This is a genomic window from Clostridium amylolyticum, assembly GCF_900142075.1.
GTDB classification, from domain to species: Bacteria; Bacillota; Clostridia; order Clostridiales; family Clostridiaceae; genus Clostridium_AA; species Clostridium_AA amylolyticum.
Window position 1 is genome coordinate 58,429 of sequence record NZ_FQZO01000002.1, and the last position, 12,522, is coordinate 70,950.

14 protein-coding genes and 2 riboswitches are annotated in these 12,522 nt (G+C 33.1%); of the genes, 3 read left to right on the forward strand and 11 right to left on the reverse strand.

Going from position 1 to position 12,522, the window contains the following annotated elements:
- The 3 genes from BUA82_RS04855 to thiT all read left to right on the forward strand — a co-directional run bounded on the left by BUA82_RS04855 (window position 1) and on the right by thiT (window position 1,675).
- Window positions 1-453 (forward strand): PadR family transcriptional regulator, encoded by a 453-nt coding sequence (locus tag BUA82_RS04855; RefSeq protein WP_073005267.1) that lies wholly within the window; start codon window positions 1-3, stop codon window positions 451-453.
- Between the two features lie 148 nt (window positions 454-601).
- Window positions 602-808 (forward strand): hypothetical protein, encoded by a 207-nt coding sequence (locus BUA82_RS04860; RefSeq protein ID WP_073005268.1) that lies wholly within the window; start codon window positions 602-604, stop codon window positions 806-808.
- A gap of 31 nt (window positions 809-839) precedes the next feature.
- Window positions 840-938: riboswitch (TPP riboswitch) on the forward strand.
- 71 nt (window positions 939-1,009) lie between these two features.
- Window positions 1,010-1,675 (forward strand): energy-coupled thiamine transporter ThiT, encoded by a 666-nt coding sequence (thiT, locus tag BUA82_RS04865; protein WP_242948924.1) that lies wholly within the window; start codon window positions 1,010-1,012, stop codon window positions 1,673-1,675.
- 114 nt (window positions 1,676-1,789) lie between these two features.
- Here thiT and BUA82_RS04870 read toward each other — a convergent pair whose 3' ends face one another.
- The 11 genes from BUA82_RS04870 to BUA82_RS04920 form a co-directional block, all read right to left on the reverse strand.
- On the reverse strand, window positions 1,790-3,562 hold the full coding sequence (locus BUA82_RS04870; protein WP_073005269.1) for a Na+/H+ antiporter NhaC family protein: 1,773 nt from the start codon (window positions 3,560-3,562) through the stop codon (window positions 1,790-1,792).
- Window positions 3,563-3,671: 109 nt separating this feature from the next.
- Window positions 3,672-3,850: riboswitch (Lysine riboswitch) on the reverse strand.
- 87 nt (window positions 3,851-3,937) lie between these two features.
- Complete coding sequence (locus BUA82_RS04875; RefSeq protein WP_073005270.1) at window positions 3,938-4,126, reverse strand: ferredoxin; 189 nt, start codon at window positions 4,124-4,126, stop codon at window positions 3,938-3,940.
- A 64-nt stretch (window positions 4,127-4,190) separates the two neighbouring features.
- A complete protein-coding gene (locus tag BUA82_RS04880; RefSeq protein WP_073005271.1) occupies window positions 4,191-5,033 on the reverse strand; it encodes an Mrp/NBP35 family ATP-binding protein in 843 nt (280 codons plus the stop codon).
- 16 nt (window positions 5,034-5,049) lie between these two features.
- On the reverse strand, window positions 5,050-5,880 hold the full coding sequence (locus BUA82_RS04885; RefSeq protein WP_073005272.1) for a YhfM domain-containing protein: 831 nt from the start codon (window positions 5,878-5,880) through the stop codon (window positions 5,050-5,052).
- Window positions 5,867-6,640, reverse strand: coding sequence for a prolipoprotein diacylglyceryl transferase (locus BUA82_RS04890; protein ID WP_073005273.1), 774 nt, complete (start codon window positions 6,638-6,640; stop codon window positions 5,867-5,869). Before BUA82_RS04890 ends, BUA82_RS04885 begins: the two co-directional genes overlap by 14 nt.
- Window positions 6,641-6,798: 158 nt before the next feature.
- The gene (locus BUA82_RS04895; RefSeq protein ID WP_073005274.1) at window positions 6,799-7,383 is read right to left on the reverse strand and encodes a hypothetical protein; all 585 of its coding nucleotides are present in this window, start codon (window positions 7,381-7,383) and stop codon (window positions 6,799-6,801) included.
- Window positions 7,384-7,467: 84 nt separating this feature from the next.
- The gene (locus BUA82_RS04900) at window positions 7,468-8,847 is read right to left on the reverse strand and encodes a DUF7922 domain-containing protein (RefSeq protein ID WP_073005276.1); all 1,380 of its coding nucleotides are present in this window, start codon (window positions 8,845-8,847) and stop codon (window positions 7,468-7,470) included.
- Between the two features lie 198 nt (window positions 8,848-9,045).
- Window positions 9,046-9,696: an HAD family hydrolase gene (locus BUA82_RS04905; RefSeq protein ID WP_073005278.1), complete on the reverse strand. Its 651-nt coding sequence runs from the start codon at window positions 9,694-9,696 to the stop codon at window positions 9,046-9,048.
- Between the two features lie 34 nt (window positions 9,697-9,730).
- On the reverse strand, window positions 9,731-10,573 hold the full coding sequence (gene rsmA, locus BUA82_RS04910) for a 16S rRNA (adenine(1518)-N(6)/adenine(1519)-N(6))-dimethyltransferase RsmA (protein ID WP_073005280.1): 843 nt from the start codon (window positions 10,571-10,573) through the stop codon (window positions 9,731-9,733).
- A gap of 3 nt (window positions 10,574-10,576) precedes the next feature.
- Complete coding sequence (gene rnmV / locus BUA82_RS04915; protein WP_073005282.1) at window positions 10,577-11,128, reverse strand: ribonuclease M5; 552 nt, start codon at window positions 11,126-11,128, stop codon at window positions 10,577-10,579.
- Window positions 11,129-11,290: 162 nt separating this feature from the next.
- Window positions 11,291-12,331 (reverse strand): 3D domain-containing protein, encoded by a 1,041-nt coding sequence (locus BUA82_RS04920; RefSeq protein WP_073005284.1) that lies wholly within the window; start codon window positions 12,329-12,331, stop codon window positions 11,291-11,293.
- Window positions 12,332-12,522 lie beyond the last annotated feature (191 nt).

Here is a 12,522-nt window from a genome sequence, read left to right on the forward strand (position 1 = left end):
ATGAGCCAAGGCTTTTTAGATAACGAAACTTTAAAAGCTGAAGAGAAACGCTTATATGAAGAGTATAAACTAAAACTTGCTGCCTTAAAAAAAGTTCAAAAGGAAAAAGAGGCTGTAGGTCAAGTTTTTACCAAAGGACTTCTGCCTATTTATGTAATGTATATATTGAGTTTAGGCCCTACCAACGGTAATGAAATATCTCATAAAATAGGTGAAAAAACCAATGGCATGTGGGTACCCAGCACTGGTGGTATATATCCCCTCCTTAAAAAATTTGAAAAGCAAAATTGGATTTCTGGAGAATGGGATGATCCTAAAAAGAAATTTCAAAAAATATACTTCTTAACAGAAGAAGGAAAAGAAGAACTGGAAAATAAAAAAGAACTGCTGCAAATAAAGATTGAAGAAGCTTTAGAAGTTTTTAAAATTATATATAGCGATTTGTATAATTAGAATTATTATTTTAATTATCAGTAAAAAGCTTTCCCTTACTAAAGGGTAAGCTTTTTTTTGCATATTTATAATATTTTTGTAAATACTAATTCATAATCTCTAGTATTTAATTCTGGAGAAAAGAGATGCTAAGGAGTGAAAGGTTATAATGAAGGGTAAAGTTATAGACATGAATAAGACTGATGCCTTTATAAGCTTTGAAAATGGAACCACTATGGATATATCCGTGAATAATCTTCCTAGACATGTTTCCGTGGGTGACGAAGTGGATATTCACTTTTCCAATAATGCTTCTTTTCAAAGCTCCACCTCTAGAGACAGAATGACTAATAACAGTACAGTTGATTTTTTCTAATATAAATGATAGAATGTGCATATAATATAATAAGGTGTGCTAGGGGTGCCTGTGGCTGAGAAATGAGCAATCATTAACCCTTTTACCTGATCTGGATAGTACCAGCGTAGGGAAGCGTTATTTACGTTAATAGGCCACATTCCATTGGGATGTGGTTTTTTATTTTTCAAAACTTCAGCGCACCATTAGGAGGTTTTATATATGTTTTTAAATTTATCTAAATCATTACAAAAGCTAAGCAAGATGTTTCAGGACATGCCTCAGAAGCTTTCTAAAGTACTCTCAAGTCCTGGTACTATAATAGCCTTAGTTGCAGTTATAGTTCTTATAGTTGTTCTATTAAGAACCAAAAAGATTAAATTTAACACCAGACTTTTAGCTTTCATGGCTATAACCATAGCCTTATCTACAGTGCTAGGCACCATAAGTGTCTATAAGATGCCTCAGGGCGGCAGTGTTACCTTAGGCAGCATGGTTCCAATACTAGTTCTTACATTTATTTATGGCCCTGAGGTTGGATTTTTAACCGGTTTCGTGTATGGCCTTATAAATCTTATCACCGGACCTTATATAATGCACCCTATACAAGTACTACTGGATTACCCTCTTCCTTTTATGCTTTTAGGAACTGCAGGTTACTTCAAAAATAATTATGTAGGTTCTACTGTTGCTATATTTGCAAGATTTGTATGCCACTTACTTTCAGGGGTAGTATTTTTTGCTAGCTTTGCTGGAGATCAAAACCCATTAATCTACTCTATAATCTATAACGGTAGCTACTTGCTTCCTGAATTGATAATAACAGTATTAGTGGTAGCTTTGTTACCTGTAAAAAGGTTAAGATCTATAGCTTCACCAGCTAATTAGTACTTGATAAACTGTACTTAAAACGCTTGAATAAACATTATAAGTATATATTCTATAAGTAAAAGCATGTACATGGAATTTCCATGTACATGCTTTTCATTTTCTTTAAATTGATTATAAAGCTTTTTCTTCTAAACCTGTATGACTTTCATATTGAGTTTTGGCATTAATATCTTCTACGGGCTTTCCTACTATAAATACTAATAGTGCCATAATTACTATAGCCCCAGGTAAAACTAGTTTTATTGATAGACCAAATCCTACTGGAATATATCCAAACACTATGGTAATAGCTGCTACGAATAATGCATAGTATATCTGTGTCTTAGTATGATCTAGATGATCACAAGCTGCTCCCATGGAAGATAAAATAGTAGTATCTGATATAGGTGAACAATGATCTCCAAAAATTGCCCCTGTAAGCACTGCTCCTGCAGACATTATAATATAATTCATATCTGGTGATATAGCATGAGCTAAAGGAATAGTTAGTGGCATAAGTATTCCCATGGTTCCATATGAGGTACCTGTAGCAAAGGATATTACGGATCCTAAAATAAAAATCAATGTTGGAAGTAAAAATGGAGGCAATGAATACTGAAGTATTGAAACTAAATAGTTTGCAGTACCTAAGTCTTTAATAACTCCACTTAAGGACCATGCTAGAAGTAATATTGCTCCAGTGATAACCAAAGATTTCATTCCAGATATCCAAGTATCAATAGCTTCACTTAAGGTAAGTATTTTCTTTCCTACAGCCATTATAATAGCAACTATGCTAGCTAAAAGTGCAGATTGAAATAAAACTAGGGAAGCATCTGAATTACTAAAGGTTTGTTGCACAGCTTTGAAGGAATAAGGCGCTGAGGCAAATAAAGCCTTTAATGCTTCATCTTCTCCACCCATTATATTTGTATAACCGTTATAATAAAATCCCGCAAAAGCGCCTATTATAAGTACTCCTATAGGTATTATGGCATTCCAAATGGATAACTTTATGCCTTCCTTAGCTTCTATGTTGGTAGCTTCCTCAGATACCATGGGCTGAGCTCCATCTCTTAGAACCTTTCCTGTAGTCCTAGCTCTTCTTTCTGCATGGTACATAGGGCCAAATTCTTTCATCATTACTGCTGTTATTACAATAAATAAAAGTATTAATATATTATAAAATCTATAAGGTATAGTTTGTATAAATAGACCAAAGGCATCAACATCTTGTCCCAAACTTGAAGAAAAGGCATCTTTTATTAGGCTTAGTTCATAGCCTATCCAAGTAGATATAAGAGCTATACCCGCCACTGGCGCTGCAGTAGCATCTATTATAAAGGATAATCTTTCTCTTGAAATCTTCATTTTATCTGTAACTGGTCTCATTATAGGTCCTACTATCAATGAATTTGCATAATCATCAAAAAATACTATAAGACCTAAAAGCCAAGTTATTAATTGAGCACTTACAGGAGTCTTTGCCTTTTTAGCAAGGGATTCTGCTATAGCTTTTGCTCCTCCCATCTTTGTTATAAGGGCTATAACTCCTCCAATTGTAAGGCATTGAAGTATAATACCCGCATTCCAAGGATCTGATAAAGAAGCAAGAATTCTCTGGACAAAGTCTAAAAAGGATTTAAATAACGCATAAAATAAATTATTACCTTGAATTTGAATTAGAAGTGAACCGCTAAGTACTCCTACAAACAAAGATATAATAACATTTTTTGTTATAAAGGCTAGAACTATTGCTATTAGCGGTGGAATCAATGTAAATATACCCAGCCTTTCTGCATTCGCCTTAGCTAGCTCTTGAGCTGTGGAAGCATAAGCAGTAACTTGAAATAAAAATATAAAAGTAATAGCTAAAAATGGAATTAATAATTTTTTCTTTTTCATGAGTATCCCCCTTGTTATTTTTAGTGAATATACAAGAGGCCTAAAGAGAACATTTATAAAATAATAAAAAGACTCTGGAGCTTTAAACCAGAGTCTGCATTTTCACACATATCTAGATAGCTCTCCACAAATTACGCATTTGTGACAGTTACTGTACATATTCTATACAGAACCAGCCCTACAGCCATAAAGCATTAGCTGCATGCTCCGACGACCTTTCCTTTTCCTTCGCTTCATTGTGCTTACCTCTGCGAAAGTACTAATAAAGACCGCACCTCTACCTCAAAATATTATATTCACTTACAGTTTTAAATTATATATATCTCTTAATAACTTGTCAATATCAATTATCTAAATACTACTATGACTATCATACTACTCTACTTTTATAGCATTTACAGGACAATTCTCTTCTGCTTCTTTAGCGGAATCTTCGCTCCCTGCTGGAACTTCATCCACTATAACACCTGCCTTACCGTCTTCTTGCATGTCAAAAACCTCAGGGGAAATAGATGGGCAAAGTCCACAACCAATGCATGTATCCTTATCAACAAAAGCTTTCATACATAATCCTCCTTTCGTATTAACATATTTATTATAACTCTAAGGCATTTTAATTATTCAAAGCTTACCTTAAAACGCTGGATGCCAAAGTATCATAATCAGTATTAAGAGCTGCATAGCTTTCGGTTTCTCCTTCTTCTAAAGCTTCAGCCAAATCTAAATTAATAGGAAGCTCAGCTAAAAGTGGTAATTCAAGATAAGCAGCATGTTCTTCTGCAGATTTCTTGCTAAATACTCTCATCTTATCTCCACAATTTCCACATCTTATATAAGCCATATTTTCCACCACACCTTTTATAGGTATAGATAGCTTTTGAGCCATAGTTACAACTTTCTTAACTATCATAGATACCATATCTTGAGGAGTTGAAACTATAACTACACTATTAAGAGGAAAATTTTGCATTACTGTTAATGCTATATCTCCTGTACCTGGAGGCATATCTACTAAAAGATAGTCTATTTCTCCCCATTCAGTGTCAGAGTACATTTGATTAAGCACTCCGTTAATAACCGGTCCTCTCCATATAACTGGCTGATCTTCTACTTGAGTTAGAAGATTCATGGAAATTACTTTTATACCTAACTGAGAAGTAACAGGTACAAATCTATATTCAGTTCCTTTCTCATCTAGAGGTACGATTTCTGCTCTTTCATGATTAATTCCAAAAAACCTAGGCATGGAAGGACCTGTTACGTCCGCATCCAATACTCCTACCTTATAACCTGCTTTAGCAAGCTTTGATGCAATTATTCCAGTAACTGTAGATTTTCCTACTCCACCTTTACCGCTGATAACACCTATTATATTTTTAATGCTGCCATACTTAGGCAACATTTTACCGCATTTGTCCTTGTTTTGTATGGAACATTTAGAACTAGAAGGACAGGTTGAACAATTACCCATTAAATCACCTCTATGTTTACCATTTTTCAGGTCTTGACTCAGATATTAATATAGTCCATTCTCGATTTTCATAATTTCCAAGGACATAATATTTGAGTTCAGTACCTTCACTTTTGTTGTACAATGTTATTATACTCTTATAAACCGTAGTTTTATAGCCCTGAGTTTTCATTGAAACCAATATATCAAAATCTTCTTTGTTATTATCTACAAGCTTAGCATTTTTTATAGTACTATTAAGATTATATTTAAAATCTTCTAATTCTACAGAGAGTACGTACTTTGCACACTCTATATCATCTTTAATATTAATACCCAGGGACTTAGAACCATCTGAATTTATATTTTTACCGTAGCTTGATAAAAATTTTAATATAGAAGCATAATATATATCACTAAAATCCTTAGGTCTTCTAAGGGAATACATATTTCTAATAATATCATTATCTAGTCTTTTATTAACGCTATAAGACTTTTCACCGTCATAAAAGTTTCCAACGCCTTTTTTATTTAATCCAGCTACATAGTTAAACTTATGAATCTTATCTGCTGATTCCTGAAACTCAAAGATATAATCCGGTGAAAGATTAGAATTTTCTGTGGCTTCTTTTCCTGTAGACAAAAGGCCATAAAGATCTCTAATGGTACTTTTATCCGTTACCACAAATCTAAAACCATTATCTCTAGTGCTTTGAATTACTATCTTTTCCACTTTCCCCTGCTTTATATATTCAAAGTCTTGATTCTTCATTTTTAATTTAACTTTCATATTATCTATGTAGTTACAACCGCTAAATAAAAAGGTTAATAACAATATAGATAATAACAGCAATTTATTTTTCTTCAATGTTATTTACTCTCCCCTTATTTCTCTGAAAATAAAATATTAGTAAACCTAATATTAGTGTAATTATAGCAATAAATTGAGAAGTGGAAAGAATACCTACATTTCCTCTTGGGTCATCTCTGATAAATTCCACAAAGAATCTTCCTATACTGTATACAATTAGATATAGGCCAAAAGTACTACCTTCTCTTTTCTTCTTTTTATCATACCACAAAAGGAAAAATGTCAAAAGAAAATTAAAAGCTGAAGAGTATAGTTGTGTAGGATGAAGATGAACCCCGGATGGTGCAAAAGGGGAATTTGAAAATTCTACCCCTATAGGTAAATTAGTAGCAGCCCCATAGCAACACCCTGCCAAGAAACATCCTATTCTTCCAAAAGCTTGACCAAGCGCTACACTGGGTATAACTAAATCAACTATAGACCATAGATGCCATTTTTTATTTTTGCAATAGATATAAACGGCTATAACTCCACCTATAATGGAACCATATACCACAAAACCTTCTCCAAAGTTTTTTATTATTATAGAAGGATCCTCAGCGATAACTTTATAATCTGTAATTAAATAAAGTATCTTTCCCCCAAGTATGCCTCCAATAACTGCAAATATAGCCATGTTTAATATATTATCTTCGTTATATCCCTTTTCTTTTGCTCTATAGCTTAAGAGTAAAATACCTGAAATAATTCCTATAGCTATCATAAGTCCATAGCCATATATAGTTAATCCAAAAAGCGTAAATAATATTGGTTTCATAGCCTTCTCCACCTTACATAAATTTTCCTTATTAATTGAACTTGTCATTTGTCACGTGCCAGGCACCTGACAAAAAAGAGAAGCTTAAGCTTCTCTTTAATAAACACTCTTAAATTATAATACTTAGAAAAATATTAATCAACCTCAGGCATTATTTATTATGGTTGTCTATTGAAGCTTTCAACAATGGTGTTGAAGGCAACTATCATATTTTCTTTGTATTTGTCTTTTACCACGTAAAATGCAAATTTAACAAAAACGTCATCATACTTAATGTAATATTCCTGTGCCACGTACTGCTCTGATGCTTTAGAATTAAATTCATACTGTACTCTATATATTTCTTTCTTATTTAAATTTATAGCATAGCTGGCATAGTCCTTTATATTATATATAGACTCAGAAAGCTTTTTATCATTTTCAATTAACTTTTTAATATCTCCATTTGCCTTTATCATAGACATGAATCCATTTATATGACTGTCTTTTGATTTATATTCATTATAGTAAATAATAGAATCATCAGGATACTTTTTTTCTTTAACCTCCCAATTTTCAGGAAGCTTATAATTTATTTTACCTTCCACACCATTTATGGGTTTCATGACGCTCATATCCGTATTTAGGAGTGCAGCTTTTTTAAACTTATCTTCAAATACTTTTTGAGAAGAAAATAACACTGCCATTAGTCCCAATAGTATTAAGGTTATCCCCAACTGTTTTCTATTAATTTTTATTTTCATCTACAGCACCTCCTTTTTTAAGTAAGTGAATATTTAAATAAATAGTAGTGCAGTACCTTTTAAATCTCTGCACTACCACTTTTATTATTTCATTGGCACAACAATAACGGAGTTTTTAAAATCAAAGAACATCAACCAGAACCCCATATCTTTATCTTTATCCTCTGAAGGTACCCAAGTTACAAAACCTGATTTACCTCCATAGGGCTGATCTGCTTTATCCTTTTTCCCTGGTATGCCATATACTAAATATTTCATTTTCCCAGAAGGGTCGCACTTATATCCTAAGAGATAGTGTCCATATTTTTTAATATAGGGATAATAATTCATCATGGGATAATAAGCTATGGTATATTTATTGTAATTTGATATATTGCATAAGGTATCTAAATTATCCACCTTCACCTTATACCACTTACAGTACTTAACTTCCTTGCATATTCCTCTCATAGGTTCAAAGCCTTCTGCTGCAGCCTCAAAGAAATCTGCTACGCTTCCCCTAAGTATAAAATCCTCTTCTTCATTATCTCTATTTTTATCATCTAATTTTATGTTATTGTTTTCTTTATTTTTACTCTTTATATTTTGAGCTGACTTACTTTCCTCAAGTACAATCTTGCTTGCTTCAATTATTTTTTCATATTTATCAAATTCATTTTCTTCGTTTTTACTATTATCTTCTCTTTGTGTAAACCTCTCGTCTATTTTCTCTAATTCTTCCCTAGGAATTATATTTGCATAAGTATTATTTTCTCCTGGCATGTATTCTTTAGGAATAGATAATACTTCGGAATTATCCACATTAGTATTTTCTATCACTCTAGTTTTCTCTTCAATTCTTTCCACACTTTTCTCCTTTTCTGGTATGTCATTTAACTTAGATGCCTGGGTGGATGGTGGAATAATGTCTTCAGTAGTATCTTTTTTAGCCATACTTTCTACACGTATATCCTCTTTAGGTATATTTTCTTCAGGTTTAATTTCTTTCGGAGTATCCTCTTCACGTTTAATCTCTTTTGGCATATTTTCTTGAGGCTGAATATTTGTAATGTTGATTTTACTCCAATCTTCAGGTGCTTTTTCTCCTGACATAAATCCACACATAATAACAGTGAAACTACTTCCCATAACCTTTACAATAGCAGCTCCTGAAATATTATCTAATTGAGCTCCTGTGTTAGCTATATTATTCATACTATATTCATTGCTGATTTCTGCTCTTCCCTGCTCGTTTATGTTCATGGCACCAAGGTTGATATTTTGCTTCATTCCTTTTTTAAAACACATAAGTATCATATGATAACTATCCTTTTTTATATTTTGTGCATAAAAGGTTATTTTGCATTTATCGCCCTTACCTTCGATTTTCGCATAGCCGGACAGAGGCTTGTCAGAGGACACTGAATATCCTTTCCCATCTTCTTTTAGTATCAAAAAGTTTCTATACAACTTACTGTGTGCCAAGTTATAGTCCCTCCACATATATTTATTCTATATATTATATGAACTACTAAAATAAAAAAGACTAAATTTTATTTCAGCAAGAAGCTTTAATAAAAAAATCTTGGCCCTTATAAACAAAAAACTAGTTGAAATATAATCAACTAGTTTTTTAATAAGAAATTATTTTACCTTTTCATGATCTATAACTTTTATTTACATCTAAAATTTAATATCCATAACCTCAAGAAGGCTCTTTACCTTAGCATAAGCTAAAGCTTCATTTTCCTTAGAGGGCTGTTTCAAGTCAGGAATTAAAACGCATCTTATGCCAGCTCTGCTAGCTGCTAATAATCCCATCTCTGAATCTTCAAGAACGATAGCATCTTTTGGAGATATATTTAATTTAGAACAAGCTGTCAGGAATATTTCCGGTTCAGGTTTTCCATTTTTAATTTCATCACCACATATAATGGTATCAAATCTGTGAAGTACCTCTGCATTAGATAAAAGCCTTTCCGCTCTGGCTCTAGCAGTAGAAGTAGCCACAGCTTTTTTAAACCCTTTTTCATCTATGTAGTCTAGTAATTCTTTTAGCCCTTGTTTTTCAGGAACCTTCCCTTGTTCTAAAAGGTTGGCTAAATGTGTATGCCAATATTCATTGATTTTCTCATAAGGGAAATCCTGTCCCATATGCTTTTTTAATACTACCGCACTATCCAAGTCATTAAGACCTATGGTTTCTAATATGTATTCCTTTTTAATATCAAAACCTCTTTCTTTACCTATGCTTACCCATGAATCTACAGCTAGTCTTTCAGTATCAAACATAAGTCCATCCATATCAAATATTACAAGCTTTATGTTTTTCAAATTAACACCTCCCTTTTGTTAATTATAACATAATCTATATTAATTTTATTCCTTCATAAATATGGTTGGATAAGACAGCAAATTCTTCTATAGAAAGTGTTTCTCCCCTTCTTCTAGAATCTATATTGCTATTTTCAAAAGCGTTATCTAAAACTTCCTTAGGTAACTTTAAACTTTTTAGAGCATTAGATAAGGTCTTTCTCCTCATATTAAAAGACTCTCTTATTACCCTGAAAAATAGTTTTTCATCCTTTACCTGTACTTTTGGCTTTGGAAGCTTATCTAATCTTATTACTATGGAATCCACCTTAGGACGTGGCATGAAAGAACTTGGAGCTACTTTTCTAATTACTTCACTATTACAATAATACTGAACTAATAATGAAAGTGCACCGTATTCTTTAGTGCTAGGATTAGCATTTATCCTTTCAGCAACTTCTTTTTGTATCATTATAGTTAAAGATTTAAAATCATAGCCTTCATTAAGCAATGTGGCAATAATAGGAGTTGTAACATAGTAAGGTAAATTTGCTACTAGCTTTACACTTTCACCTTCAGTTATAAGCTCGTTAAAATCTACTTTTAAAGCATCTTTATGTATTAAAGTAAATTTTTCATCTTGTCCAAGCTCCTCTGTAAGTATAGGTATAAGATCCGAGTCCAATTCTATAGCAGTAACTTTTTTTGCTTTCTTCAGAAGCTCTTTAGTTAATGTTCCCACTCCTGGGCCAATTTCTATAACGTGATCCTCTTCACTTATTTCTGCTCCTTGTACTATGTCATTTAACACTGACTGGTCTACAAGAAAGTTCTGTCCTAAGCTCTTACTAAAACGAAAATTATGTTTTTTTACTAATTCTACAGTGTTTATATCCATAAGCTATTCACCTTTACTTTCATAGTTTAGTTTTTCAAGTGCCTTAGAAAACTCTTCTTTGGTTATTCCATAATTATTTAATCTGGAAAGAAACTGCCTAGAATTACAGCAGCCTATGCCTAACTCTCTTCCTAAAAAATCTCTTCTTTCTTTAGCATTATTATCCCCAGACAACTTTAAAAAAACTAGGTCCTGAAGGGTGAAAGTTTCTCTCTTTTCTTCTAAAGTAATCTTTGCATTTTCTAGTGCTCTTAATATAGCTTCCGGGCAAGCATTTTCCACTCCGATGTCATCTTCTTTTTTTCCTTCTTTTTGAGTTATATAAGCATGCTTTATACCTGGTACCCTCTTAGATATTATCCTTCTTATCTTTTCCCCTGCAAAATCAGGGTCTGTAAGCACTATAACACCCTTTCTATTTTGAGCCTCTTTAATGCGTTCTATGACCTTGGCATTAATACCAAAACCGCCCACAGCTATACACTCAGCATCTATCGCTCTCTTTACCGCTGTGACATCATCTCTTCCTTCCACTACAATAACTTCTTTTATCAAAGTAGCACTACTTCCTTTCAACACTAAATGAATATTATATCTGTTCATGCTTTCCAATCTTTATATACTTTAAACTTATTTTTAAGTATTTGTCAATATTTAAGCTTAAGGTACCGTAAAAATATAATAGAGGCAGCAATATCTGCTGCCTCTATTATCAAGTTATTTTGCAAGAATATGCACCTTTACGGTTCTTACTCCCCATGAGTAACATTCACTGTGACTATTTAAGAAAACATCAATTCTATTTCCTTTAATAGCTCCTCCTGTATCCTGAGCAATGGCATAACCATAACCCTCAACAAAAACTCTTGTACCAAGTGGAATAATCCTTGGATCTACAGCTATGGTACTCCATCCTTCAGGTATTCTTACAGGCTTTACCCCTGTAGCGGTTCTTGCACCGCCGTCATCTCCTGCCCAATATGCAGTAGCTTTAACTGTCAATACATTGCTTCCTAGTGGAGCTCCATTAGGTTTAACCTTAACGGGAACCCCTCCTCTTGACATAGCTACCACTGTCATTGCACCTTCTGATACCACCTTTGTGACAGGTTCTTTAACAACTTTTTCTTCAACTATATCTCTGCTTATCTCCCTGCCATTTTCATAAACCACCTTTGTGGTTATTTCCTTTTCACCAGGAACACCTTCCTGTAGAACTTTACTGTTACCTTTTTCCAGTTCATCATCTTTCTTTACTTCGGTGGCGAAGTCAATGGGTGCATTTGCTTTTACAAATTGGGTATTAACTCTTGTAATAACTACCTTCATTCCCTCTTTAAGAGGTGTGTCTACTGCAGGTTCTATCTTATCTTCTTCTTGTAAAGATATACCTTCAGCTTGCAATAAATCTTTAAGACTGTCCTCGTTAGCTAAAATATCTAGTTCTTTACCATCTACAGCCAAGGAAACATTCACAGCTCTTTTAATAAAGACTTTTTCTTTATCTTTCAGCTCCGCTTCAATTCCCGGTTGTATTTTATCCTTAGGGCCTAAAACTATTCCGTTATCTTGTAACGCCCCTGCAACAGTCCTTTTATATGTTACTATGGTTTTTTCTTCTCCGTCTATGTTTACTGCTATAGTTTTTCTCATGTTATAAATAAGAAGTACTAATGTTACTGCGACTAATGCTAAAATAAATGTTGCCTTAGGACCGTTGAAAAGATACTTTTTGAAGTATATTTTCAATTTTTCCACTAAACTACCTCCCTTTGGCAAGAGTGACCATTGAATTATATATCACACTGGACAAGTTTGTCAAATTTTCACTCTCGCATTTGAATTAGACTGTATAAAATGCAGCAACGTGCATAAAAAAATGTCTAAAAATATAATATGATAACGAAGCACAGTCTTTACTATACAAAGGGGGTTACTCACAATAGTCC

Coding starts and splice junctions, on each gene's coding strand:
- BUA82_RS04855 (WP_073005267.1), top strand. CDS start 1: ATGAGCCAAGGCTTTTTAGATAACGAAACTTTAAAAGCTGAAGAGAAA.
- BUA82_RS04860 (WP_073005268.1), top strand. CDS start 602: ATGAAGGGTAAAGTTATAGACATGAATAAGACTGATGCCTTTATAAGC.
- thiT (WP_242948924.1), top strand. CDS start 1,010: ATGTTTTTAAATTTATCTAAATCATTACAAAAGCTAAGCAAGATGTTT.
- BUA82_RS04870 (WP_073005269.1), bottom strand. CDS start 3,562: ATGAAAAAGAAAAAATTATTAATTCCATTTTTAGCTATTACTTTTATA.
- BUA82_RS04875 (WP_073005270.1), bottom strand. CDS start 4,126: ATGAAAGCTTTTGTTGATAAGGATACATGCATTGGTTGTGGACTTTGC.
- BUA82_RS04880 (WP_073005271.1), bottom strand. CDS start 5,033: ATGGGTAATTGTTCAACCTGTCCTTCTAGTTCTAAATGTTCCATACAA.
- BUA82_RS04890 (WP_073005273.1), bottom strand. CDS start 6,640: ATGAAACCAATATTATTTACGCTTTTTGGATTAACTATATATGGCTAT.
- BUA82_RS04895 (WP_073005274.1), bottom strand. CDS start 7,383: ATGAAAATAAAAATTAATAGAAAACAGTTGGGGATAACCTTAATACTA.
- rsmA (WP_073005280.1), bottom strand. CDS start 10,573: ATGGATATAAACACTGTAGAATTAGTAAAAAAACATAATTTTCGTTTT.